We start from the raw sequence: 24,403 nt of genomic DNA on the forward strand, positions 1-24,403 counted from the left end.
GCTCGAATCCAATCCTTTCCCACCCGGTATCTGAGTCATGGCCAAGCCTTCGTTTATCAATTTGTGGAACAGTTATCCCGCAACGTCAACGCCCTGCGATGGGCCTTGGGATAATCAATGCGCGATCAGGATGAGCATCACGCTCAATGCGGAACAAACGATCAAGGTCAACAAGTCGACTTATAGCGAACCCAAGTGTGCGCACGAACATGCTCGGGGTGCCGAGTCGTTGGCCAACTGGCTTTGGCGTCATCATCTAGGTCGTCCAACGATTCTCACGGGAAGCGCCGAGGACCGCCGCACACTCAATCAGAAGACAGGAATCATTTTCTTCAAGGACTGTTTTGCACGGCTCGGGCAATCCGAGGAGGCGCGCACCGGTGACCATATCGATCTATGGAATCGCGGCAGGGCCACTGGCGACTTCGCCGATCAGGCTCATCGTTCAAAGCAAGTCTGGTTTTGGGAGCTGACATGATCAAGCGAGCGCTGCTATTGGCGTTGTCGAGCTGTCTTTTCCTAAGCCTGAACGCCTGCGCCGAACAAACCGACCCTCCGGCGGCACAAAACGTTCAGGTCGATCTCGCCGGTCAGATCCTGACCCTGGAAAACCATAATCAACGCTGTGCCTTGCGCAAACCGGACCAAAGCCTATTCACCCTGGACATGCCGTGGCCCTGCCACTTAAGCGTTGACCGCAAAGGCTTGCCACGCGTCGAAAGTTTTAACAACGCCTTGATCATCATCGTGCAGCATTTCGAACCAGAACCTGCGCCAAGCACTGAGTGTCGCTCTCAATACCAAGCCATCAGACAAATCGAAGGCCTTCTGGAGGCATCGATTGTGGCCAGTGGTGGCCGTTGCATGGCCGGCGCCCTTGACCAGAAAAACTTTGTGGCCCTTTTTACGTGGTAACCGAAATCGCCACCCGCGATCGCCTGCAACCGTCCCTGTTGGACCGGTTGACCGACGACGATCCGAGCAACCCCAAGGAAAGCGCCGACAAGCGCGTGTTGTCGCTCACCCAGTTGAAAGCCTCGGTGCTGCGTGACTTGGCGTGGTTGCTCAACACCACATCGCTGCTCGATACCGACGCCACGCTGCACACCCCGGCAGGCACATCTGTGGTCAATTTCGGGTTGCCGGCGCTGGCCGGCAACAGCGCATCGAACGTCGATCTGCCGGCCTTGGAAGCGTTGATCCACCAAGCCATCGCCACGTTCGAACCGCGCATCTTGCGCCACACCCTGAGGGTGCGAGCCCGAGCAACCGCCGAGATGAACCACAACGCCTTGAGTTTCGAGATCGAGGGTGACCTCTGGGCGCAGCCCGTGCCGCTGCGCCTGATGCTGCAAACCGACCTGGACCTGGAAACCGGCCACGTGCGCGTGGTCCATGCCGACCAGCGGAGACGCCCATGAATCCGCGCCTGCTGGAGCTGTACAACCAGGAACTGCACCACGTGCGCGAAAGCGCGGCGGAGTTCGCCAAGGAATACCCCAAGATCGCCAGTCGGCTGACGTTGTCCGGGATGGACTGCGCCGACCCGTACGTCGAACGTTTGCTGGAAGGCTTCGCCTACCTGACGGCGCGGGTGCAGCTCAAGCTCGATGCCGAGTACCCGACCTTCACCCATAACCTGCTGGAAATCGCCTACCCCCACTATCTGGCGCCCACGCCGTCGATGACCGTGGTGCAACTGCAGACCGACCCCGATGAGGGCTCGCTGAGCGGCGGCTTTGCGCTGCCCCGGGACACCGTCCTGCGCGCCGCCCTGGGGCGTGAAACCCAGACCTGCTGCGAGTACCGCACCGCCCACGCGGTGACGTTGTGGCCGTTGCAGGTCAGCCAGGCCGAGTACTTCGGCAATCCGTCCGCCGTGCTCGGACGCCTGGCCGCCAGCGAACCGAAGGCCAAGGCCGGCCTGCGCCTGACCCTGCGTACAGGCGCCGAACTGCCGTTCAATAGCCTGCCCCTGGACAACCTGCCGCTGTACCTCAGCGGTGCCGACGAACAGCCCTTCCGTCTCTACGAACAACTGCTGAGCAATGCTTGCGCGGTGTTCGCCCGCAAGCCCGGCGGCGATTGGGTTGAACGCTTGCCTCAGGACGCGCTGTGCTCGCGGGGTTTCGACGATGCCGATGCCGCGCTGCCCGTGGTCTCGCGCGCCTTCCAGGGTTATCGCCTGTTGCAGGAATACTTCGCCCTGCCCCATCGGTTCCTGTTCGTCGACTTCACCCAATTGAGCCGCGCGGTCAAGCGCTGCGACGGTCAGGAGCTGGAGCTGATCGTGCTGTTCGACCGGCACGACCCGAGCCTGGAGGGCAGCGTCGGCGCCGCGCAGTTCCTGCCGTTCTGCACCCCGGCGATCAACCTGTTCCCCAAGCGCCTGGATCGCATCCACCTCTCGGAGCGGGTCAACGAACATCACGTCATCGCCGACCGCACCCGACCGATGGATTTCGAAGTGCATTCGCTGACCGGCCTCACCGGCCACGGCACCGGGCCGGAGCAGCCGTTCCTGCCGTTCTATGCCGTGCGCGATCCGTCCCGTTATGGCCGCGACCAGGCCTATTACACAATACGGCGTGAGCCACGAGTATTGTCCAGCGACCAACGACGCAACGGCCCGCGCTCGACCTACGTGGGCAGCGAAACCTTCGTCAGCCTGGTGGACAGCCAGCAGGCGCCCTATCGCCACGACCTGCGCCAACTGGGCGTGACGGCGCTGTGCACCAACCGCGACCTACCGCTGTTCATGAGTGTGGGCAACGGCAAGACTGATTTCACGTTGGCCGACAGCGCGCCCGTCGGCGCGATTCGTTGCGTCGCCGGCCCCAGTCGACCACGGGCCAGCCATGCCCACGACGCCAAGGCCTGGCGTTTGATCAGCCAGCTCTCGCTCAATTACCTGTCCCTGAGCGAGCAAGGCCAGGGCGCCGCCGCCCTGCGCGAACTGCTGCGCCTGTACGGCGACAGCAACGATGCGGCGGTGCAGTTGCAGATCGAAGGCCTGCGCGAAGTCAGCAGCAAGGCCTGCACCCGACGCCTGCCGATGCCCGGCCCAATCGTGTTTGGTCGGGGCCTGGAAATCACCCTGGAATTCGATGAAAACGCGTTTCGCGGCACCGGGGTGTTTTTGCTCGGCGCGGTGTTCGAGCGCTTCCTGGCACGCTACGTGTCGATCAACAGTTTTACCGAGACGGTGATCCGTACCACCGAACGCGGCGAGATCATGCGATGGAAAGCCAAGCCCGGACGTCGTCCGACCCTTTGAGTACCCTGGACGCGATGCACCAGGAGCCCTGGGAATACGACTTCTTCCAGGCCTTGCGCCGTATCGAGTGCGAATCCCCCGAGCTGCCGCGCCTGGGCCATTCATTGCGCCTGGCCGACGACCCGCTGCGCCTGGGGCAACAGGCCGAATGCACCTTCGCCCCGGCGACCCTGGCCTCGGTGCAACCGGGCCTCGACGGTGCGCCGGCACGCCTGGAGCAGTTCTTCTTCGGCCTCGGCGGCCCCAACGGCCCGCTGCCGCTGCACATCACCGAATACGTGCGCGAACGTCAGCGCAACAACGCCGACAGCACCAGCAAACGTTTCCTCGATGTGTTCCACCATCGCCTGCTCAGCCTGTTCTACCGGGCCTGGGCCGAAGCGCGGCCAACGGTCAGCCATGATCGCCCGGACGATGACTACTGGTCGGCGCGCCTGGCCGCCCTCAGTGGTCGGGGCATGCCGAGCCTGCTCAAGCAGGGGCTGATCCCCGACACGGCGAAGCTGCATTACAGCGGCCACTTGTCGGCGCAAACCCGCTACCCGGACGGCTTGAAGGCCATCATCAGCGAGTACTTCGGCCTGCCGGTGGAGATCGAAGAATACGTCGGCCAATGGCTGGAACTGCCAGAACGCAGCCGCGTGGGCGTCAGCGCCCATCAGTTGGGCGTGGACTTTTGCCTGGGCCGCTACGTGTGGGATCGCCAGCACAAATTCCGCATTCGCCTGGGGCCACTCAAGCTCGATGACTACATGGGCATGTTGCCCGGCAGCCAACCCTTCAACGAGCTGGTGGCCTGGGTCGCCGAATACCTGGGCCATGAACTGGACTGGGACCTGAACCTGATCCTGGAACAACCCGAAGTACCGGCGCTGCAACTCAACGGCAGTTTGCGCCTGGGGTTCAACACCTGGTTGGGACGCCCCGAAACAGATGCCAAGGATTTAATACTGGCCCGGCATTACGCCGAACAGGCCAACACCTCACAGACCTCAAGGAGCCATGAGCATGGGTGAAATCAGTCGCGCCGCGTTGTTCGGCAAACTCAACAGCGTGGCCTACAAAGCCATCGAAGCCGCCACCGTGTTCTGCAAGTTGCGCGGTAACCCCTACGTGGAACTGGCCCACTGGTTTCATCAGTTGCTGCAACTGCAGGACTCGGACCTGCACCGCATCATCCGCCAGTTCAATATCGAGCCGGCACGCCTGGCCCGCGACCTGACCGAAGCCCTGGACCGCCTGCCACGGGGCTCGACCTCCATCACCGACCTGTCTTCCCACGTTGAAGAAGCCGTGGAACGCGGTTGGGTCTACGGCAGCCTGATGTTTGGCGAAAGCCAGGTGCGCACCGGTTACCTGGTGCTGGGCATTCTCAAGACGCCAAGCCTGCGCCATGCGTTGCTGGGGCTGTCGTCGGAGTTCGACAAGGTCAAGGTCGAGGCCTTGAGCGAGCGCTTTGACGAATACGTCGGCGACTCCCCGGAAAACGCCCTGACCGCCAGCGACGGTTTCAACGCCGGCGCCGTGCCGGGCGAAGCCAGCGGCGCCATGGCCCCCAGCGCCATGGGCAAACTGGAAGCCCTCAAGCGCTTCACCGTCGACCTCACCGAACAGGCGCGTAGCGGTAAGCTCGACCCCATCGTCGGTCGCGACGAAGAAATCCGCCAACTGGTGGACATCCTCATGCGCCGCCGGCAGAACAACCCGATCCTCACCGGTGAAGCCGGCGTGGGCAAGACCGCCGTGGTCGAAGGCTTTGCCCTGCGCATCGTCGCCGGCGACGTGCCGCCATCGCTCAAGGACGTGGAACTGCGCAGCCTCGATGTCGGCCTGTTGCAGGCCGGCGCGAGCATGAAAGGCGAGTTCGAACAGCGTCTGCGTCAGGTCATCGAAGATGTCCAGGCGTCGCCCAAACCGATCATTTTGTTCATCGACGAAGCCCACACCCTGGTGGGCGCCGGTGGCGCTGCCGGCACGGGTGACGCGGCCAACCTGCTCAAGCCGGCCCTGGCCCGCGGCACCCTGCGCACGGTAGCGGCCACGACCTGGGCCGAGTACAAGAAACACATCGAAAAAGACCCGGCCCTGACCCGGCGTTTCCAAGTGGTGCAAGTGGCCGAGCCGTCCGAAGACAAGGCGCTGCTGATGATGCGCGGCGTGGCCTCGACCATGGAAAAACACCATCAGGTGCAGATCCTCGACGAGGCTCTGGAAGCCTCGGTCAAACTGTCTCACCGCTACATCCCGGCGCGCCAGTTACCGGACAAATCCGTGAGCCTGCTGGATACCGCCTGCGCCCGTGTCGCCATCAGCCTGCACGCGGTGCCGGCCGAAGTGGACGACAGCCGTCGGCGCATTGAAGCGCTGGAAACCGAGCTGCAAATCATCGCTCGCGAGCACGCCATCGGCATTGCCATTGGCAGCCGTCAGACCCAGAGCGAAAACCTGCTGAGCGCCGAACGCGAACGCCTGGCCGAGCTGGAAGGCCGCTGGGCCGAAGAGAAAGCCCTGGTGGACGAGTTGCTCGCCACCCGTGCCACCCTGCGCGAGCGCGTCGGCGTGGTAGACAGCGAGGATGGCAGCGAGACTAGCCACGAACTGCGCGAGAAACTGGTGGACCTGCAACAGCGCCTGACCGCCCTGCAAGGCGAAACCCCACTGATCCTGCCGACCGTGGACTACCAGGCCGTGGCCTCAGTGGTCGCCGACTGGACCGGTATCCCGGTGGGCCGCATGGCTCGCAACGAACTGGAAACGGTGCTCAACCTCGACCAGCACCTGAAAAAACGCATCATCGGCCAGGACCACGCCTTGCAGATGATCGCCAAGCGCATCCAGACCTCCCGCGCCGGCCTGGACAACCCGAGCAAACCCATTGGCGTGTTCATGCTCGCCGGCACCTCCGGCGTGGGCAAGACCGAAACCGCCCTGGCCCTGGCCGAAGCCATGTATGGCGGCGAGCAGAACGTCATCACCATCAACATGAGCGAGTTCCAGGAAGCCCACACCGTGTCCACCCTCAAGGGCGCGCCACCGGGCTACATCGGCTATGGCGAAGGCGGCGTACTGACCGAAGCCGTGCGGCGCAAACCGTACAGCGTGGTGCTGCTGGACGAGGTGGAAAAAGCCCACCCGGACGTGCATGAGATTTTCTTCCAGGTGTTCGACAAAGGTGTGATGGAGGACGGTGAAGGCCGGGTGATCGACTTCAAGAACACCTTGATTCTGTTGACTACCAACGCCGGTACCGAACTGATTGCCCAGGTCTGCAAAGACCCGCAGAACGTGCCCGAGCCCGAGGACATCGCCAAGGCCCTGCGCCAGCCGCTGCTGGAGATTTTCCCTCCGGCCCTGCTAGGTCGCCTGGTGACAATTCCGTACTACCCGCTCAGCGACGAGATGCTCAAGGCCATCACCCGCCTGCAACTCAACCGCATCAAGAAGCGCGTAGAGAACACCCACAAAGTCGCCTTCGACTACGACGACGCGGTGATCGACCTGATCGTCTCGCGCTGCACCGAAACCGAAAGCGGCGGACGCATGATCGACGCCCTCCTGAACAACAGCCTGCTGCCGGACATGAGCCGCGAGTTCCTGACCCGCATGCTCGAAGGCAAGGCGCTGGCCGGCGTGCGGATCAGCGCCCGGGATAACGAATTGCAGTACGATTTCAGCGACGCGGCCTGACGGTAAGGAACACCGTAAAACCCTGTGGGAGCGAGCTTGCTCGCGATAGCGCAAGTACATTCAACATCAATGTTGACTGATACGCCGCCATCGCGAGCAAGCTCGCTCCCACAGTGGCATCTTCCACAGTGGGGGTTGCGTTCCTTCAGCTATTACAACTTGCACGGGACACTCGATGTTATTCAACCAAGCCTCACGCCTGGCCAAAATCACCAGCCCCCTGGGACCTGAGGTGCTGTTGCTCAAGGACATGGGCGGCGGCGAAGAGCTGGGGCGGCTGTTCAACTACGAGTTGCAGTTGCACTCGCTGGACAACGCCATCGACCTCAACCAGGTGCTCGGCAAACCCATGTGCGTGAGCCTGCAACTGGACGGCGGCGGCGAGCGGCATTTCCACGGCATCGTTTCGCGCTTCAGCCAGAACGTTGACCAGGGACAGTTCGCCAGTTACCAGGCGACCTTGCGGCCCTGGCTATGGCTGCTGACCCGTACCTCCGATTGCCGGATTTTCCAGAACCTGACCATCCCGCAGATCATCAAGCAGGTGTTTCGCGACCTGGGTTTCTCCGACTTCGAAGACGCCCTCAGCCGCCCCTATCGCGAGTGGGAATACTGCGTGCAGTATCGCGAAACCAGCTTCGATTTCGTCAGCCGCCTGATGGAACAGGAAGGGATCTACTACTTCTTCCGCCACGAACAGGGCCGTCATGTATTGGTGCTGGCCGACGCCTATGGCGCCCATACCACGGTGCCCGGCTACGGCTCGGTGCCCTACTACCCCAAGAACGAACAGCAGCGCGAGCGCGACCATATCCACGACTGGCACCTGGCCCAGGAAGTGCAGCCCGGCTCGCTGGAACTCAACGACTACGACTTCCAGCGCCCCAGCGCGCGCATTGATGTGCGTTCGGCCATGCCGCGCCCGCACACCGCCGGCGACTATCCGCTGTACGACTACCCCGGCACCTACGTGCAGAGCCAAGACGGCGAACACTACGCCCGCACCCGCATCGAAGCCTTGCAGACCCTGCACGAGCAAGTGGAGCTGGCCGGCAACGCTCGCGGCCTGGGCTCGGGCCACCTGTTCAGCCTCACCGGCTTCACCCGCCAGGACCAGAACCGCGAATACCTGATCGTCGGCGCCCGCTATTACGTGTCCCAGGAAAGCGGTGAAACCGGCGGCGGCGCACCTTCGGCCCAGTTCGAAAGCAACCTGACCTGCATCGTCGCCCAACAAAGCTACCGGCCGCTGCCCACAACCCATCGCCCCATCGTCAAAGGCCCGCAGACCGCGTTGGTGGTCGGCCCCAAGGGCGAGGAAATCTGGACCGATCAGTTCGGCCGGGTGAAGGTGCATTTCTACTGGGACCGTCACGACCAGTCCAACGAAAACAGCTCGTGCTGGATTCGCGTGTCACAGTCCTGGGCCGGGAAAAACTGGGGCTCGATGCAGATCCCGCGCATTGGCCAGGAAGTGATTGTCAGCTTCCTCGAAGGCGACCCCGACCGGCCGATCATCACCGGTCGCGTCTACAACGCCGAACAGACCGTGCCTTATGACCTGCCCGCAAACGCCACCCAGAGCGGCATGAAAAGCCGTTCGAGCAAGGGCGGCACGCCAGCGAATTTCAACGAAATCCGCATGGAAGACAAAAAANTTATGACCTGCCCGCAAACGCCACCCAGAGCGGCATGAAAAGCCGTTCGAGCAAGGGCGGCACGCCAGCGAATTTCAACGAAATCCGCATGGAAGACAAAAAAGGCGCCGAGCAGTTGTACATCCATGCCGAGCGCAACCAGGACATTGTGGTGGAGGTGGATGAAAGCCATTGCGTGGGCCACGACCGCAACAAGAGCATCGGCCACAACGAGACGGTGACCATCGGCAATAACCGCCTGCGCATCGTCAAGCAGGAAGACATCCTGTCGGTGGGCCTGCGCAAGACCGACAGCATCAGCCAGAGCTACGTCATTGAAGTGGGCGAGAACCTGCGCCTGGTCTGCGGCGAAAGCATTCTGGAGCTCAACGCCAGCGGTCAGATCAATTTGACCGGCGTGCAAATCAGCTTCTATGCCAGCGGCGATGCCGAATTCAACACCGGCGGCGTGCTGCACCTGAACAACGGCGGCGGTCCCGGTGCCACGCCCGACGGCCAGGGCGTCAAGGCCAGCATCGACGCCAATATCGCTGCCGCGTTCCCCAAGGGTTAACCTCGAGATTTATGCGCCATGACTTACCGCATCAATGAATTTCAGTTCCAGCTGCCGCCCAGCGAGTTGCTGGATGCAACGATCAACATCCTCAAGTTCCCTGAACTGGGCACCTCCTTGATCGTCAGCCGCAGCTTGCTGGCCGACGGCGAAACCCTGCAGAGCAACCTCGACGAGCAGCTCAAACGCCTGGAAAAACAGGTCCAGGACCTGCGCGCTCAACCGGGCGTCGCCGTGCGCCTGGGCGCCAATCAGGAAGTCGAAGGCATCGAGCTGCGCAGCCAGTTCAACAAGGGCAACGAAAAGGTCTTCCAGTTTCAGCTCGCCCTGGTACTGCCCGGCACGCGCAAGATGCTTGCCTTGAGCTATGTGAAAGCCGAGAAGCTCGGTGATGCTGAAGCAGCGCATTGGGCGACGATCAAGGGTTCGTTGTTGTTTGACGTTCCGGCTTGATGAGCGAACTGCATGTCTGACGCTCTCTGGGCCGCCCGGCTGGGCGATGCGCTGGACCACACCTCAATGATGGCTGACATTCTTGGAGGCGTGCTGGAGGTAGCAGCCAACATTGCGATTACCGCCCTAGCGACGGCTGCGGTAGTGGCGGCTACGGGCATCACAGTCGCCACAGGCGGGTTAGGTTGCTTCCTGCTCGGCGCCGTGGTGGGCGCCGTCGTTGGCCTTGCCATGAGCAAGACTGGGGCCGACGAAGGGCTGAGCAATATCTGCGAAGGCATTGGCAACGCGCTGTTCCCGCCCACGGTGCAAGCGAACATCCTCACCGGCTCAACCAACACCCTGACCAACAACATCCCAGCCGCTCGCGCCGCTGGGGCGATTCAATCCCATGTCGCACCAGCAGGCACCGAGCTTGAGGCACCTGAGCCGCAAGCCGAGCCCAGCTATCTGGACATGGCCGAGAACTTTTTCTCGCAGATGTGGCGCCCCACTGTTGCAACACCCGCGCCCGGCGCCGTACCCAAGCCGCTGGACATGATCGCGTGCATGAAACATCCGCCGATGCCGCCGCAGTTTTTGGCCGAAGGGTCGGACAAAGTCACCATCAACGGCCAGCCAGCAGTGCGCAGCGGCGACCGCAGCACCTGCGATGCCAAGGTCGTGTCATCCGGGCTGATTTCACCCGATGTCACCATTGGCGGCGGCTCGGTGGTGGTGCGCGAGATTCGCAGCGGCAAGACTCCGGGCGTCGGTCTGGCAGTCACCGCGCTGCTGATGCTCAAGGGCGGCAAAGGCAAGTTCCTGAGTAACCTGCCGTGCATGCTGGTGGGCGGTGCGGCGTCGATGGCGGTCAGCAGCGCGATGGGCGCCGCGGCCAACGCTACTATGGGTTCGTCGAACCCGGTGCATGCCGCTACCGGGGCCAAAGTTCTGGGCGATGTAGAGGAGATGGACTTCGTCCTGCCCGGCATCTTGTCAATCGACTGGCAACGCTTCTACAACAGCCGCGACGAGCGCCGCGAAGGTATGTTCGGTGCGGGCTGGAGCGTGGCCTACGAGGTGCGCGTCGAGATCCTGCCTCACCCCGAGGGCGGTGAAACGCTGGTCTACACCGATGAACAGGGCCGGCGCATCGACATGGGTTCCATCCCTCTGGGCGGCGCCGTGTTCAGTCCCGGTGAAGGGCTCAGCGTACGACGGCATGCCAATGGCCAATTGCTGATCGACAGCTCAGACGGCCTGTACCGGCTGTTCGAACCCACCCCGGGCCGTGCATCGCTGCTGCGCCTGAGTCAGTTGGGCGACCGCAATGACAACCGCATCTACCTCGACTACGACGACACAGGTCGGTTGGTACAGCTGCGAGACACCTTTGACCTGACCAGCATCGCGCTGGCGTACCACAAACGCTGGCCGCAACGGGTCAGCCGGATAGACCGGCTTTACGCTGATCAACGCCGTGAAGTGCTGATGCACTACGATTACGACGCCCAGGGTGATCTGACCGAGGTCCGTCAATCCAACGGTCACGTGAAACGCCGCTACGCCTACGATGCCGGACGGCGCATGGTTGAGCACCAACTGCCCACCGGGCTGCGCTGCTTTTACGAATGGGCCTTAATCGAAAAGCGAGAATGGCGGGTTGTTCGCCACTGGACCGACGCGGGCGACACTTACGCCTTTGACTACGACCTGGCTGCCGGGACTACGCGCATCACCGACGGTTTGAATCGCATCAGCACCCGTCGCTGGGATAGGCGGTATCAGATCACCGAAGCCACCGATGCCCTGGACCGTACCTGGGTCTTCCAGTGGAACGACGAAAGCCAGTTGGTGGCGGCAACGGCCCCCAACGGCGGACAACATCAATTCAGTTATGACGAGGCGGGTAACCTTTGCCAGACGTCTGACCCACTCGGACGCAGTGAGTCAACACTGTGGCTCGAACACTGGGCGCTGCCCCTGACCGAAACCGATGCCGCGGGCAATACCTGGCAGTACCGCTATGACTCGCGTGGCAACCGCATTCGCGAAACCGATCCGTTGGGCAACGTCACCCGCTATCGTCATGACGCCCACGGTCAGGTGGTGGAAGTTGTCGACGCCATCGGCAAACGCAAAACCATGCGTTGGACGCCCCTTGGCCAGCTCAGCGAGCACACTGATTGTTCCGGCTACACCACACGGTTCAGTTATTGCGAGCGCGGGACGTTGCTCAGCAGCACCGACGCACTGGGGGAACGGACGCTTTTCAGCTATGACGACCAAGGCAGGCTGCTGACCAAGCAATTACCGGACGGACGTACCGAGCAATATCAGCGCGATGCGAGCGGCCAGTTGATCGGCTACAGCGACCCCGCCGGGCACACTACGCATTTCCAGCACACCCTCAATGGGCAACTGCGCGTGCGTACCGACGCGCATGGTCGACGGGTAGAGCTGAGCTACGACAACTACGGCCGCCTGCTGGCGCTGACCAACGAAAACGGTGAATGCTACCGGTTTGCCTGGGACGCTGGCGACCGTTTGACCGCCCAGCACAGCCTGGACGGCAGCCTCAAACGCTACGCCTACGACCCGCTGGACAACGTCACCCGCATGGAAGCGCTCGCGGTTGCGGGCAGCACCGACCTGGACCTCGCGCCGCAAGCATCGATCACCCATGAGCTGGAGCGCGACGCAATGGGTCGGCTGGTGGCCAAAGTCACCACAGACGGGCGCACCGAGTACTGCTATGACGCGCTCGATCAGGTCAACACCATCACCTTCACCGCGCTTACCGGTGAGCAGCAAAGCATCGGCTTGAACTACGACGCTCTTGGGCAACTGATCGCCGAGCAAGGCTGGGCCGGACGCCTGGAGCATCGCTACGATGAGCTGGGCAATCTGACCCAGACGCTGCTCCCCGATGGTCGCTGGCTAAACCGACTGCATTACGGCAGCGGCCACCTGCACCAGATCAACCTTGACGGCCAGGTCATCAGCGACTTTGAACGCGACCGCCTGCACCGTGAAGTGCTGCGCACCCAAGGGCGCCTCAGCACCCGCAGCGAATACGACCGCAGCGGTCGCCTGCGCGCACGCCAACGTCGGCAACAGGGCCAGTCCGCGCTGTTACCACCGGCGGCGCAATCACTGTTCGGCTATGACAGCAGTGATCAACTGGTAGAACGCTTCGACAGCCAGCCTGACGCCCCTCATCGCCATCTGCTGCACTACGACGCCACCGGACGCATTCTCGCCAGCCAGGACAATCTCCAGGGCCAGCGTGAAGGCTTCGCCTATGATCCGGCCGCCAACTTGCTCGATAGCCTGGGCACCGAACGGGTCGCTCATAACCGTTTGCTGACCTATCAGGACAAGCGCTACCGCTATGACGGCTTCGGCCGCATGGTGGAAAAGCGCAGCGCCCGGCGGGGTGTCCAGCGCATGCGCTACGACGCCGAACAGCGTTTGGTGGAGGTTAGAAACGATAACGGCTCGGTCGTGAAAATGACCTACGACCCGCTGGGCCGGCGCATCGAAAAAGCCGAATACGACCGCCATGCCACCCTGCTTAGCCGCACCCGCTTCACCTGGGATGCACTGCAACTGTTGCAGGAACACCGCGACAACCAGACCAGCCTGTACATCTACGCCGACGACAGCCACGAACCGTTGGCAAGGGTCGACGGCCTGGGTGAACACCAGAAAATCCGTTACTACCACAACGACTCCAACGGCCTGCCCGAACAACTCTCGGAAGCCGACGGGCACACGCTTTGGCGGGCCCGTTACCAGGTGTGGGGCAACACCGTAGAAGAGCTACGCGAACCGTATTACATCGAAGAGCAGAACCTGCGTTTCCAGGGCCAATACCTGGACCGGGAAACCGGGCTGCACTACAACACCTTGCGCTTCTACGACCCGGACATCGGTCGCTTTACCACACCGGACCCCATCGGTTTGGCCGGTGGGCTGAACCTCTACCAGTACGCGCCAAACCCGGTGAGCTGGATCGACCCCTCGGGTCTGATGAAGTGCTCGACGCCACCTAAGGGCCGCAAGGTCAACCGGACGGTTTATCGCTTTGAAGAGCCAGGACGGATCAGCACAACCTGGACGGCGCACAAGTGGAACGTTGCCTCCAGACACCGTTACACCGCCCCCGGACTGGGTGGTGTCTATGGCGCCAACTCACGCAAGACCGCCATGGGCGAGGTCAACCACTGGGGTGTGGACCTTTCCACCCGGGTGTTGGTAAGCAAGAAAGTGCAACTCAACAACGTTCTGGATCTGACCCGGGCTGATGTGCGTAAACAACTGGGGGTTTCGCTAAAGAGCATTACCGGCAACAAATACACCCAGACTCATCAAATAGGCGCCTGGGCCAAGGCCAATGGTTATGATGGGATCCTGGCACCGTCGGCGCGAAACCCGACCGGCAGCAACTTGATTTCCTTTGCAGGTTTTTAAAATGGGACTGGAAGACGAATACGTCGGCGATGCCGATTGGCAAAGTTTCGTGCGGTTGTACGAAGAGGACTACCTCGACGACAACGCCCGCATGCTGGCCAAGGCCATGGATGACAACCTCGACATGGCAGTGGTGCTCTACGGAAAAAGGGGGCTCAAGGAAGGGTTCTGGTGGCTGGAACAGACCGTGCCCGCCCTGGGTAACAAACGCCCGGCCGATTGTCTCAAGACCCCGAAACTGATCAAGCGTCTGAGAATGGCCTTGATGAGCATGCCCTGATACGCCAGTAGCGTGTTGGAGAACGTCACCCCGCGATGGCCTCTACCCCCCTAAGAATTTCGCCGGAAAGCCCTCATGCTTTGGCCTACGAGAGACGCCATGAGTCTGAAACAAGAGTTCGTTGCCTTCACGGCAACCCGGCAGCAACAAACCTGCGCCGTGGTCTTGATCGCTGGTGGCGCATCCAGGTGAACGAAAGATCAGGATCAAAAGATCGCAGCCTTCGGCAACTCCGACACTGCACCCCGCCCTTCGTCGCCTGAAAAGGAACTTCGCCCCGAATCCCTTATCTCAAAGAGCACTTCGCCATACTGGCGGGCTTTGGAGCAAGCGCGTGCCAATCCACAGCAGTGCACGTTCTTTGAGATTTGTGCCGATGGTCGACAAGAACCTACAGGATTCGTCCCAACCTCACTGGCCCGAAGCGGCCCAGACGCTCATGGCGCTGATGCACGCCCAGGGCGAAGTCGCGCGCCTGAGCGAGCGTGAGCAGCTATTCAGCTCATTGCTGGTCAGCGTCAACGCGGTGCTCTGGGCGTTCAACTGGGAAACCCGACAGGTCCTGTATGTCAGCCCCGCCTATGAACGAATCTTCGGTCGGCCGGCAGGTCTGGTGCTGGCTGATTTCAATGAATGGCGCGACGCAATCTACCCCGACGACCTCGAATACGCTGAGCGCAGCCTGGCCGAAGTGCTGGTCAAAGGTGCCGTGGAGGATCGTGAGTACCGCATCATCGCTGCCAATGGCCAGATCCGCTGGCTGAGCGACAAATGCTTCATCAACCGTAAGGCTGAGTCGGGGCAACCGGTGATCGTGGTGGGCATTGCCGAAGACATCACTGAAAAGAAGCTGCTGGAAAGCGAACTGCAACGACTGGCAACCACCGACGTGCTGACCCAGAGCAGCAATCGCCGCCACTTCTTCGAATGCGCTCACCGTGAATTCGAGCAGGCACGACTGCAGGGCACACCCATGGCGTTCCTGTTGCTGGACATCGATGATTTCAAAGTGATCAACGACACCTACGGTCATCAGGAAGGCGATAACGTGCTGCAGAAAATCGCCGAAAGCGGACGTTCCGTTCTCAGACGCGGTGATCTGTTTGGACGAATCGGTGGTGAAGAATTCGCCGCGGTGTTCCCTGGCTGTGCCCCGGACATGGCACTGCAAGTCGCCGAGCGTCTGCAGCGCGAGATTCAGCGCCTGGCTTTCCGCAGCGGGGAGAAAGGCTTCGGCATCACCGTCAGCCAAGGCTTGACCAGCCTTACCGCCGAAGATCAGAGCCTCGACACCCTGTTCTCCCGCGCCGATGCGGCCATGTACGAAGCCAAGCGCCAGGGGAAAAATCGCATCATTGCGGCTTGAGCAATCTCGTGGCCAAGGCGTCAGCAAAACTCCAGTCATACCCCCTGTGGGAGCGAGCCTGCTCGCGATGGCAGACTGACAGCCAGCGCATCGGTGAATGGCACACCCCTCATCGCGAGCAGGCTCGCTCCCACAGGGTTGGTCAGCGGCCTTACTTGCGGCGCAATCGCATCAACTCCGGCAATCCGATCTTCAGCAAACGCGCCGTGCGCCCACGGGCCAGCTCTTCCAGCCCTTCATGCTCGGTCAGATGGGCCATTTGCGCCGCCATATTCATCACCAGTGCCTCGCGGGAGTAAACCCCGCCGCCCAGGCCATAGGCCGCCGCAATCAACTCCCGCAGCTCCAGCGGCAGACGCCAGCGGGTGCGCAGCGCGGAACCGAAGCTGGCACCGAACTGATCGAGCAAATTGCCCACCTCCTCCGATTCGTCGAGCTCGCCGCCGGCCTGCGTCCATTCTTCCAGGCATCGCAACAACGCCAAGTCCCCCAAGCGATGCAACAACCCGGCGCAATAGCAGCGCTCCTGCTCCAGATCCAGCAGCCGCGCCAGCATCCGGGCGTACTCACCGGTGTGCAGCGACAACTCCCAGTAACGCTCGGCATAGTCTGCCAGGCACGGGACACTGAGTCGCGCACAGCGCTTGAGGGTCAGCCCCAGAATCAGGTTCATGCTCTGCCCGGTACCAAGCTGATGCAGCGACTGCGCGACCGTCTGCACCAGGCCGCCGCCCTGATGCTGCGCAGCGCTGTTGGCCGCAGCAATCAGCACGGCGGTAATTTGCGGGTCGGTGCGGATTTCTTCTTCCAGCAGTTTCAGATCCAGACCGCCGGGGTTGAGGCTGCGCTTGACTGCCACTTGCACATCGGTCATCAACGGCGCGCCTTCGGACGAATCACGTCGACGCTCCAGAAAGGTTGTCAGGGTCTGCTCCGGGGCTGACACGTCGGTGGAGTAATCCTCGGTGCTGCTCAACAGCAGCCCCTGCAAACGCTGGGTCAGGTCTTCCCGGTTCAAGGGTTTGGTCAGATAGGCCGCTGGCGCCAGCGGCAAGACCTCACGTACGCTGGCGCTATCGTTGCGCCGGCTCATGAGAATGAACGGCAACACCGGTTTTCGATGCTGCTGGCGAAGGCCCCGCAGGATGCTCAGGCCATCGACGCCCGGCAATTCCCAATCGGCGATCACCAGGTCATAGGCGTTGTGCGCAAGCAGATTCAGGGCCTGCTGGCCCTCGCCGCACGTATCCACCTGGGCATCGCAGCGTATGCCCGATAACACCTGCTCAAGCAGCTCCCGAGACACCGGATCGGCCTCGGCGATCAACACACGGGGTACAGCGGGTAAGTCCACGGCGGTCATGCAGCATCGCTCCCTCGCAATACTTGCACCTTAGCCAATGGTGGCCGTTGCAGACAGCTCTACCCTTGGGAATATGTTCCCGAATATGAAAAAACCCGCTGCTAAGCGGGTTTTTTGTGGGTTAGCGCACAGCTCAGGGCTCGTAAAATCAGAGCTCGGAGAAGCACTCTTCGATGATTGCCAAGCCTTTGTCCAATTGCTCGTCTGGCGAGGTCAGCGGTACCAGCACCCGCAGGACGTTGCCGTAGGTGCCGCAGGACAGCAGGATCAAGCCCTTGTCGCGAGCCTTGGCGACAACCTGAGCCACAGCCGCCGCGTTCGGCTTGTGGGTATCGCCATTTTCGAACAACTCCACGGCGATCATCGCACCCAGGGCACGGACTTCGCCGATGACCGGGTATTTCTTCTGGATGGCCTTGAGGCCAGTCACCAGACGCTCGCCCACCGCCTTGCAGCGATCCAGCAAGTGCTCTTCTTCAAACACCTCCATCACCGCCAGCGCAGCAGCGCAGGCAATCGGGCTGCCGGCGTAGGTGCCACCCAGGCCACCAGGGGCAATAGCGTCCATGTACTCGGCCTTACCGCAGACACCGGCCAACGGGAAACCGCCGGCGATGGATTTGGCGAAAGTCGTCAGGTCGGCGGCAACACCCATCTGCTCCATGGCGAAGAAGGTGCCAGTCCGACCGGCGCCGGTCTGTACTTCGTCAGCGATCAGCAGAATGCCGTGCTGATCGCAGAGGGCGCGCAGGCGCTTCATGAATTCCTTGGGCGCCACGTAGAAACCACCCTCGCCCTGTACCGGCTCGATGATGATTGCCGCGATGTCACGGGGTTCGGCGTCGTTCTTGAAGATGCGCTCGATGCTGGCGATGGAGTCGTCGATGCTCACGCCATGCAGTTCGTTCGGGTACAGCGCGCGGAAGATGCCGCCGGGCATCAGGCCCATGCCGGCCGAATACGGCACGACTTTACCGGTCAGGCCCAGGGTCATCATGGTGCGGCCGTGGTAGGCGCCGGTAAAAGCGATGACACCCGCGCGACCCGTGGCGGCGCGAGCGATTTTTACCGCGTTCTCCACCGCTTCGGAACCGGTGGTCACCAGCAGGGTTTTCTTGGCGAAATCACCCGGCACCTTCGCGTTGATTTTTTCGCACAGCTCCACATACGGCTCGTAAGCCAGCACCTGGAAGCAAGTGTGGGTCAGCTTGTTCAGCTGTTCGGTCACGGCGGCGATGATTTTCGGATGTACGTGGCCGGTGTTCAGCACCGCGATACCGCCCGCGAAGTCGATGAATTCACGGCCTTCAACGTCGGTTACCGTGGCATTCTTCGCCGATTCGGCGAAGATCGGGTGAATCTGGCCAACACCGCGTGGTACAGCGGCTTCGCGGCGTTTCATCAGGGAAGCGTTGGTCTTGTTGCTCATTGAATATGTCCTCATTCGCCGCTCATCGGTCGGCGTGGGTCAAGGCGTACATGGACGGAGGCAACTGCGACAGCATGCGATGATCGACTGTCACAGCGTTCCGGCCACAAGAAACAGAACGGGTAAAACGCGCACAGGGACAGCGCTCTCGTGCCCTTTGCGCTTGCAGCAGGATCAGATACCGAGGCAGAGGTATTTGATTTCCAGGTAATCCTCGATGCCGTACTTGGAGCCTTCACGGCCCAGGCCGGAGGCCTTGATGCCGCCGAACGGCGCGACCTCGTTGGAGATCAACCCGGTGTTGACGCCAACCATGCCGTATTCCAGGGCTTCGGCCACGCGGAACACACGGCCCAGGTCGCGGGCATAGAAGTACGAGGCCAGGCCGAACTCGGTGTCGTTGGACATCGCGATCACTTCGGCTTCGTCTTTGAAGCGGAACAGCGGCGCCAACGGGCCGAAGGTCTCTTCCTTCGCCACGGCGGCACTCGAGGGTACGTTGGTCAGGATAGTCGGCTCGAAGAAGTTGCCTTCCATGGCCTTGCCGCCAGCCAGCACGGTCGCGCCTTTGCTGACCGCATCAGCGATGTGCTCTTGCACCTTGGCAACTGCCTTGCCGTCGATCAAGGGACCGGTGGTGGTGCCATCTTCCAGACCATTGCCGATCTTGAGCTTGGCGACTGCCACTTTGAGTTTTTCAGCGAAGGCGTCGTACACCGAATCCTGGATGTACAGACGGTTGGCGCAGACGCAGGTCTGACCGTTGTTGCGGTATTTGGAAATGATTGCGCCTTCGACGGCCTTATCCAGGTCCGCGTCGTCGAACACGATGAACGGCGCGTTGCCGCCCAGTTCCAGGGAGACTTTCTTGATGTCCTTGGCACATTCGGCCATCAACTGACGACCGATTTCGGTCGAGCCGGTGAACGACAGCTTGCGCACGATCGGATTGCTGGTCAGCTCGCCGCCGATGTCGCCGGCACTGCCGGTAACCACGCTCAGCACGCCCTGCGGGATGCCGGCACGGTGGGCCAGCTCAACCAGCGCCAGCGCCGAGAACGGGGTTTGCGAAGCCGGCTTGATGACCATGGTGCAGCCCGCGGCCAGAGCCGGGCCGGCCTTGCGGGTGATCATCGCAGCCGGGAAATTCCATGGGGTAATGGCAGCAGTCACACCGATTGGCTGCTTGATCACGATCAGGCGCTTGTCGGGCTGGTGGCCAGGAATCACATCACCGTAGATGCGCTTGGCTTCTTCGGCGAACCATTCGATAAACGAGGCGGCGTAAACAATTTCGCCCTTGGCTTCGGCAAGCGGCTTGCCTTGTTCCATCGTCATCAGGCGGCCGAGGTCGTCCTGGTTTTCGATCAGCAATTCGTACCAGCGGCGCAGCTTGTTGGCGCGCTCTTTGGCGGTGAGGGCGCGCCAGGCCGGCAACGCCTTGTCGGCGGCTTCAATCGCCCGCCGGGTTTCGGCAGCGCCCATCTTCGGCACCGTGCCCAGCACTTCACCCGTTGCCGGGTTGGTAACCTTGATCGTCTGACCATTGTCCGCGTCGACCCAAGCGCCATCGATAAAGGCTTGCTGGCGGAACAACTGGGTGTCTTTAAGCTGCATGTCGGCTTTCCTTAACAGCACCGCGCGCACGCGGAGCGAATTAGATTTGTAGAAAGGCGCCCCAAGGGCTGCCGTCAGGGAAATCATCCACCGGGCTGAAGCACAGAAATAACGCACATAAGCACAGACGTGCGGTTCAGCACCCAGACAAGAGCGTTTGAAATCTCAAACGAATCCTAGGGCCGATGGGGGGGAAGGACAATAGGCTGTTCGAAAAAAAGAACGAAAAACCTGAATTTGCCTGCTTTTTCTGATCAGCGTAGCCCATGCCCGCCTATGCTTATGAAAACACCGGCAAATCAGCAGCATGGACGCCCGCATTGCATATGAGTATCATGGCGCCCGCGTCGCACCAGTAGCTCAGCTGGATAGAGTACTGCCCTCCGAAGGCAGGGGTCGTGGGTTCGAATCCCGCCTGGTGCACCATCTGCAGAATCAAAAGCCCCAGGTCTTGCGACCTGGGGCTTTTTTGTGGACGCTGATTTCACTCAACGCTTGCGCAACGCCTCCAACCGCGCCGGCAAGTCCTCCTCGGGAAAGCGCTGATGCAACGCCAGCAGCTTTTCATCAGCAGCCTTGTCCTCACCCGCCTCGCGCAAGCGCAGGATTTCCAGCAGTTCCTGCTCCAGCGACGGCCGTGCAGCGGGCGCCGATTTGCTCATTTTCGCCGCAGGCTTTTCCGCCAAGGCGTGGTCAGCGCTTGCCGGGGCTTGAGCGATTTCGCCCTGGGGTGCTGCCATGCGGGCTATCGGCGCGGGAGCGGACATGGCGGGCGGCGGTGCGGCGGCGACGGCGGACTCCTGTCGATTGGCGGAAAACTCCATCGGAGCTGGCGCAGACAGGTCGCTCTGAGGTACTGGCAAGCGAACCACCAGACCGATCATCAACGCGACACCGGCGACCGTGGCGAATGCCATCTGCCAGCGCGGCCGTTGGCAGGCCTGTAGCCAGCGTTTCCACAGACTGGGCGTAGGCGTCGGGGCTTCGCGACGGGCGGCAGCCAGGATGAAAGCGTCCAGGGACACGGGCGGTTCGCCGCTGGCGTGTTGACGGAAATGCTCGATCAGCATTTCGTCATCGGGCTTCGGGGTGTGTTTGGAATCAATCATGCGGGTACCTCCTCGGCCAGCAGTCGATGCAATTTTTGCTGGGCGTAACGCAAGCGGCTTTTTACCGTTTCCAGCGGGGCGCCGGTCAGGGCGGCGATCTGCGGCAGCTCCAGGTCGCCGTGCAGTCGCAGCAGGAAGACTTCCCGCTGGTCTTCGGGCAAGGCTTGCAACGCGGCGTCCAGGCGGGCCTGATCGCGACTCAGGCTCAACTGCTGTTCGGGGTTGCTGGTGTCGTCGGGCTGGACATGAACCTGTTCGTCGTAACTGTCGTGCAGCGGGTTGCGGACACCGTGTTTGCGCCAGTGATCAATCAAGCGGTTGCGGGCAATCTGGAACAACCATGTACGAAAACTCGCCCGTCCTTGTGGCTGGGTAGTGCTGCGGATCAGGCTGAGCCAAGTGTCCTGGAAGACTTCCTCGGCCAGTTCGGCTTTGTTGCTCAAGGACACCAGAAAACGATATAGCCCCTGTCGATGGCGGGCGTACAGGACTTCAAAACACGCCCCGTCGCCATCGCGGTAGCGGGCCAGCAGCGATTCGTCGCTGGGACAATCATGCGGAGCGGGCATGTCGGTGACGAACTCCTTTGCGGTTAACACAGTTCTGGCAGGCGACAAGAGAATACCGTGGGAGCGAGCCTGCTCGCGATTGCGTCGGATCAGTCAATAATGATCGTGATCGATCCACCGCTATCGCGAACAGCCTCGCTCCCACATTTGATCCTCGTCGTGGTCAGGATCAGCGCTCAAGGCTCTGCGCGAGTTCCACTAACTGGACAAATTCGGCACGCAGCCCAAACGGATCATCGCCCCGGGCGGAACGGGCCAATTGCGCGGTGTCCTTCAAGCTCATCGTCCCAGTGTAGCGGCCATCCCCCTTGAGCTGTTGGGCGAAGGCGGCCACAGCGGCCGAGAAGCGCAAGTCATCGCTGGCCTTGTCATTTTTTTGCGTACTGGCGACAGGATGCTCGATCAATCGGCTGCTCCCGCCCTCAACGGGCTTGTAGCGCACGCGCAGCATCGCCAACTCCCCTGTCTCGTCGCCCAGCTTAGGTGTGCTCGCATAACGCAACGGTTCCAACCAGCCCTGCTCGCCTTTCGGAACAATTTCATACAACGCGGTCACTGTGTGCCCAGCACCGATTTCGCCCGCATCAACCTTGTCGTTGTTGAAATCCTCACGCTTGAGCGCACGGTTCTCATACCCCAACAGCCGATACTCACTGACCTGAGCGGGGTTGAACTCCACCTGCAACTTCACATCCCGCGCCACCACCGCCAGGGTTGAGCTGAGCTGGTCGACCAATACCTTGCGCGCTTCAAGCAAGTTGTCGATGTAGGCGTAATTGCCATCACCGGCATCGGCCAATTGCTCCATCAGATGCTCATTGTAGTTATCCACACCGAAGCCCAGCGTGGTCAGGGATACACCGCTTTTACGCCGGTCCACCGCCATTTGCTTGAGGCTGTCGAAGTCACTGACGCCGACATTGAAGTCGCCATCGGTGGCCAGCAGAATGCGATTGATGCCTTTGTCGATAAAGCTATCCTGAGCCATCTGATAGGCCAGCTCGATACCCGACGCACCTGCGGTGGAACCGCCGGCGTCCAACTGATCGATTGCGTTGCGGATCTTGACCTTGTCGCGGCCCGAGGTCGGCTTAAGCACCACCCGGGATTCGCCGGCGTACACCACCAGAGACACCCGGTCCTGCTCGCGCAATTGCTCCACCAATAACTTCAGGGTGCTCTTGACTAGCGGCAGGCCCTCGCGTCGGTCCATGGAGCCGGAAACATCCACCAAAAACACCAGGTTGGCCGGTGCTAGGTCCACCACGGCGCGATCGCTCGCCTTGATGCCAATACGCAACAGGCGCGTGTGAGGGTTCCATGGCGACGGGGCCACTTCAGTGGTCACGCCGAAGGGAGAACCGTCGGTGGGCACGGCATAGTCGTAAGGGAAATAGTTGACCATTTCCTCCAGTCGCACGGCGCCTTCGGGCGGCAGGCTACCTTGATTGAGGAAACGTCGCACATTGGCATAGCTGCCGGTGTCGACATCGACGCTGAAGGTCGAGACCGGCGTTTGGGCAACACTATGAATAGGATTGTCCTGCAGTTTTTCATACTGCTCGCGGGGCTCGGCGCGGTAATCCCCCGCGACAGCATCGGTCCTCACCCTTGGCGAGGGCATCGAAACCGGAGCGGCCATACGCTTGACCAGAGGCTCGCGCACGTTAGCAACTTCGCTTTGCCGCACCGGGGCGGGGGACGCAGACGGTGGTTCGGCCGGCGTGGCAGCCTCCCGGGACGAAGACAACCCACAACCGGCCAATGCCACCAGCAAGGTCACGGCGAAGCCCTGGGCTGCAGGACGTAGGAATGAAGGAGGACGGGACATGGGTTGAACCTCGTGAATGAATGATCCGTTCACAAGGTCAGACGCGAGGCACTCGTGGTTCGGGTTAACGACCACGAGATTTTTAATATGCGAGCATGCCTAACGGGACGGAATGGCCCGCAGGTCGTCGGCGATAAAGCGGCTCAGTTGGCCGGTGTAAAAGCCTTCGACATCCGAGTTACCTCTGTTGGTCAGAGCGCCCACCATGCTTCTCATGTTCTGGAATTGCCCGATCGCGCCGCCCGGCATCAGGCCCTGCCGGGCCTGGGCAAAGTGCAAAACCTCTGCGCCGGCCTTCTTCACCTTGACCTGATAGCTGAAATCGACACTGGCGAGGAATGTGCCATCGGCGACGATTTTGCTCATGAAGCCACCTTGGGTATCTTGAATACGTCGCGCGTAGACGCCATTGACGTCCAGCAGATAGTCGGCGGTTTCCTTGCTGGAGGCATAGCGATTGTCCTCGAGCAGGCGGCCGATCAGGTCGGTGTGCAATTGCTCACGGACCTTTTCGTCAGGCAAAAAGCGATCGTTCTTGCCTACGACTTCAACGTCGAAGGTGTCGATCCAGAAGGTGGCGGTCTTGGGGATCGTTACCGGAGTGGCGGAAACGTAGTAATCGGGTTTGGAGGCACAGCCCGCCATAAGGCAGAGGGCCAGGAATATGGCAAAAACGCGCATGTCTGAATTCGTCCCTGAAAGGTAGTGGCATAGTGACAGCGGCATTCTACGGAGTTTGGACGGGTTCTCAAG

17 protein-coding genes, 1 tRNA gene and 2 pseudogenes are annotated in these 24,403 nt (G+C 61.4%); 13 read left to right on the plus strand and 7 right to left on the minus strand.

All coding sequences use genetic code 11. The features are described 5' to 3' along the window. Window positions 1-37: 37 nt before the first annotated feature. The 12 genes and pseudogenes from MKS85_RS26255 (at window position 38) to MKS85_RS26315 (ending at window position 15,732) form a co-directional block, all read left to right on the plus strand. Entirely contained in the window at window positions 38-478 is a 441-nt protein-coding gene (locus MKS85_RS26255) for a type VI secretion system amidase effector protein Tae4 (protein WP_139048770.1), read from the plus strand. Further along, window positions 475-915: a hypothetical protein gene (locus tag MKS85_RS26260; protein WP_139048769.1), complete on the plus strand. Its 441-nt coding sequence runs from the start codon at window positions 475-477 to the stop codon at window positions 913-915. Before MKS85_RS26255 ends, MKS85_RS26260 begins: the two co-directional genes overlap by 4 nt. Next, window positions 909-1,421: a type VI secretion system baseplate subunit TssE gene (gene tssE, locus MKS85_RS26265; RefSeq protein ID WP_076383105.1), complete on the plus strand. Its 513-nt coding sequence runs from the start codon at window positions 909-911 to the stop codon at window positions 1,419-1,421. Before MKS85_RS26260 ends, tssE begins: the two co-directional genes overlap by 7 nt. Next, the gene (gene tssF / locus MKS85_RS26270; RefSeq protein ID WP_047226767.1) at window positions 1,418-3,277 is read left to right on the plus strand and encodes a type VI secretion system baseplate subunit TssF; all 1,860 of its coding nucleotides are present in this window, start codon (window positions 1,418-1,420) and stop codon (window positions 3,275-3,277) included. Before tssE ends, tssF begins: the two co-directional genes overlap by 4 nt. Then, entirely contained in the window at window positions 3,241-4,293 is a 1,053-nt protein-coding gene (gene tssG, locus MKS85_RS26275; RefSeq protein ID WP_047226766.1) for a type VI secretion system baseplate subunit TssG, read from the plus strand. Before tssF ends, tssG begins: the two co-directional genes overlap by 37 nt. Then, a complete protein-coding gene (gene tssH, locus MKS85_RS26280; RefSeq protein WP_188252442.1) occupies window positions 4,286-6,964 on the plus strand; it encodes a type VI secretion system ATPase TssH in 2,679 nt (892 codons plus the stop codon). Before tssG ends, tssH begins: the two co-directional genes overlap by 8 nt. Window positions 6,965-7,139: 175 nt before the next feature. Then, window positions 7,140-8,609: pseudogene (locus tag MKS85_RS26290) on the plus strand (type VI secretion system tip protein VgrG); the annotation flags it as partial. A gap of 29 nt (window positions 8,610-8,638) precedes the next feature. After that, window positions 8,639-9,175 (plus strand): annotated as a pseudogene (locus MKS85_RS26295) (bacteriophage T4 gp5 trimerisation domain-containing protein); the annotation flags it as partial. 18 nt (window positions 9,176-9,193) lie between these two features. After that, on the plus strand, window positions 9,194-9,628 hold the full coding sequence (locus MKS85_RS26300; RefSeq protein WP_047226763.1) for a DcrB-related protein: 435 nt from the start codon (window positions 9,194-9,196) through the stop codon (window positions 9,626-9,628). Between the two features lie 12 nt (window positions 9,629-9,640). After that, a complete protein-coding gene (locus MKS85_RS26305) occupies window positions 9,641-14,086 on the plus strand; it encodes an RHS repeat-associated core domain-containing protein (RefSeq protein WP_188252441.1) in 4,446 nt (1,481 codons plus the stop codon). Between the two features lies 1 nt (window position 14,087). Beyond that, window positions 14,088-14,366, plus strand: coding sequence for a hypothetical protein (locus MKS85_RS26310; RefSeq protein WP_188252440.1), 279 nt, complete (start codon window positions 14,088-14,090; stop codon window positions 14,364-14,366). Between the two features lie 376 nt (window positions 14,367-14,742). Continuing rightward, the gene (locus tag MKS85_RS26315; protein ID WP_047226760.1) at window positions 14,743-15,732 is read left to right on the plus strand and encodes a sensor domain-containing diguanylate cyclase; all 990 of its coding nucleotides are present in this window, start codon (window positions 14,743-14,745) and stop codon (window positions 15,730-15,732) included. A gap of 151 nt (window positions 15,733-15,883) precedes the next feature. Here MKS85_RS26315 and MKS85_RS26320 read toward each other — a convergent pair whose 3' ends face one another. The 3 genes from MKS85_RS26320 to gabD all read right to left on the minus strand — a co-directional run bounded on the left by MKS85_RS26320 (window position 15,884) and on the right by gabD (window position 20,141). After that, window positions 15,884-17,095, minus strand: a complete 1,212-nt coding sequence (locus MKS85_RS26320) for an HDOD domain-containing protein (protein WP_188252439.1) — start codon at window positions 17,093-17,095, stop codon at window positions 15,884-15,886. 148 nt (window positions 17,096-17,243) lie between these two features. After that, entirely contained in the window at window positions 17,244-18,524 is a 1,281-nt protein-coding gene (gene gabT, locus MKS85_RS26325) for a 4-aminobutyrate--2-oxoglutarate transaminase (RefSeq protein ID WP_047226758.1), read from the minus strand. Between the two features lie 174 nt (window positions 18,525-18,698). Continuing rightward, window positions 18,699-20,141 (minus strand): NADP-dependent succinate-semialdehyde dehydrogenase, encoded by a 1,443-nt coding sequence (gene gabD / locus MKS85_RS26330; protein ID WP_047226757.1) that lies wholly within the window; start codon window positions 20,139-20,141, stop codon window positions 18,699-18,701. 349 nt (window positions 20,142-20,490) lie between these two features. Between gabD and MKS85_RS26335 the strand changes: the two genes are divergently transcribed. Further along, a tRNA-Arg gene (locus MKS85_RS26335) sits at window positions 20,491-20,567 on the plus strand. Between the two features lie 62 nt (window positions 20,568-20,629). Here the strand turns inward: MKS85_RS26335 and MKS85_RS26340 are convergent. The 4 genes from MKS85_RS26340 to MKS85_RS26355 form a co-directional block, all read right to left on the minus strand. Next, the gene (locus MKS85_RS26340; protein ID WP_139048764.1) at window positions 20,630-21,250 is read right to left on the minus strand and encodes a hypothetical protein; all 621 of its coding nucleotides are present in this window, start codon (window positions 21,248-21,250) and stop codon (window positions 20,630-20,632) included. Then, complete coding sequence (locus MKS85_RS26345) at window positions 21,247-21,819, minus strand: RNA polymerase sigma factor (protein ID WP_047226755.1); 573 nt, start codon at window positions 21,817-21,819, stop codon at window positions 21,247-21,249. The genes MKS85_RS26340 and MKS85_RS26345 overlap by 4 nt, the downstream gene beginning before the upstream one ends. A 169-nt stretch (window positions 21,820-21,988) precedes the next feature. After that, the gene (locus MKS85_RS26350; RefSeq protein ID WP_139048763.1) at window positions 21,989-23,650 is read right to left on the minus strand and encodes a VWA domain-containing protein; all 1,662 of its coding nucleotides are present in this window, start codon (window positions 23,648-23,650) and stop codon (window positions 21,989-21,991) included. A 99-nt stretch (window positions 23,651-23,749) separates the two neighbouring features. Next, on the minus strand, window positions 23,750-24,331 hold the full coding sequence (locus MKS85_RS26355; RefSeq protein ID WP_139048762.1) for a hypothetical protein: 582 nt from the start codon (window positions 24,329-24,331) through the stop codon (window positions 23,750-23,752). Window positions 24,332-24,403: the final 72 nt, after the last annotated feature.

The sequence above is a fragment of the Pseudomonas sp. JL2 genome, from assembly GCF_031570495.1.
GTDB classification, from domain to species: domain Bacteria; phylum Pseudomonadota; class Gammaproteobacteria; order Pseudomonadales; family Pseudomonadaceae; genus Aquipseudomonas; species Aquipseudomonas rhizophila.

Bases quoted from the DNA above. Each gene is read 5' to 3' on its own strand.
- MKS85_RS26255 (WP_139048770.1), top strand. From the start codon at position 38: ATGGCCAAGCCTTCGTTTATCAATTTGTGGAACAGTTATCCCGCAACG.
- MKS85_RS26260 (WP_139048769.1), top strand. From the start codon at position 475: ATGATCAAGCGAGCGCTGCTATTGGCGTTGTCGAGCTGTCTTTTCCTA.
- tssF (WP_047226767.1), top strand. From the start codon at position 1,418: ATGAATCCGCGCCTGCTGGAGCTGTACAACCAGGAACTGCACCACGTG.
- tssG (WP_047226766.1), top strand. From the start codon at position 3,241: ATGGAAAGCCAAGCCCGGACGTCGTCCGACCCTTTGAGTACCCTGGAC.
- tssH (WP_188252442.1), top strand. From the start codon at position 4,286: ATGGGTGAAATCAGTCGCGCCGCGTTGTTCGGCAAACTCAACAGCGTG.
- MKS85_RS26300 (WP_047226763.1), top strand. From the start codon at position 9,194: ATGACTTACCGCATCAATGAATTTCAGTTCCAGCTGCCGCCCAGCGAG.
- MKS85_RS26305 (WP_188252441.1), top strand. From the start codon at position 9,641: ATGTCTGACGCTCTCTGGGCCGCCCGGCTGGGCGATGCGCTGGACCAC.
- MKS85_RS26310 (WP_188252440.1), top strand. From the start codon at position 14,088: ATGGGACTGGAAGACGAATACGTCGGCGATGCCGATTGGCAAAGTTTC.
- MKS85_RS26315 (WP_047226760.1), top strand. From the start codon at position 14,743: ATGGTCGACAAGAACCTACAGGATTCGTCCCAACCTCACTGGCCCGAA.
- MKS85_RS26320 (WP_188252439.1), bottom strand. From the start codon at position 17,095: ATGACCGCCGTGGACTTACCCGCTGTACCCCGTGTGTTGATCGCCGAG.
- gabT (WP_047226758.1), bottom strand. From the start codon at position 18,524: ATGAGCAACAAGACCAACGCTTCCCTGATGAAACGCCGCGAAGCCGCT.
- gabD (WP_047226757.1), bottom strand. From the start codon at position 20,141: ATGCAGCTTAAAGACACCCAGTTGTTCCGCCAGCAAGCCTTTATCGAT.
- MKS85_RS26340 (WP_139048764.1), bottom strand. From the start codon at position 21,250: ATGATTGATTCCAAACACACCCCGAAGCCCGATGACGAAATGCTGATC.
- MKS85_RS26345 (WP_047226755.1), bottom strand. From the start codon at position 21,819: ATGCCCGCTCCGCATGATTGTCCCAGCGACGAATCGCTGCTGGCCCGC.
- MKS85_RS26350 (WP_139048763.1), bottom strand. From the start codon at position 23,650: ATGTCCCGTCCTCCTTCATTCCTACGTCCTGCAGCCCAGGGCTTCGCC.
- MKS85_RS26355 (WP_139048762.1), bottom strand. From the start codon at position 24,331: ATGCGCGTTTTTGCCATATTCCTGGCCCTCTGCCTTATGGCGGGCTGT.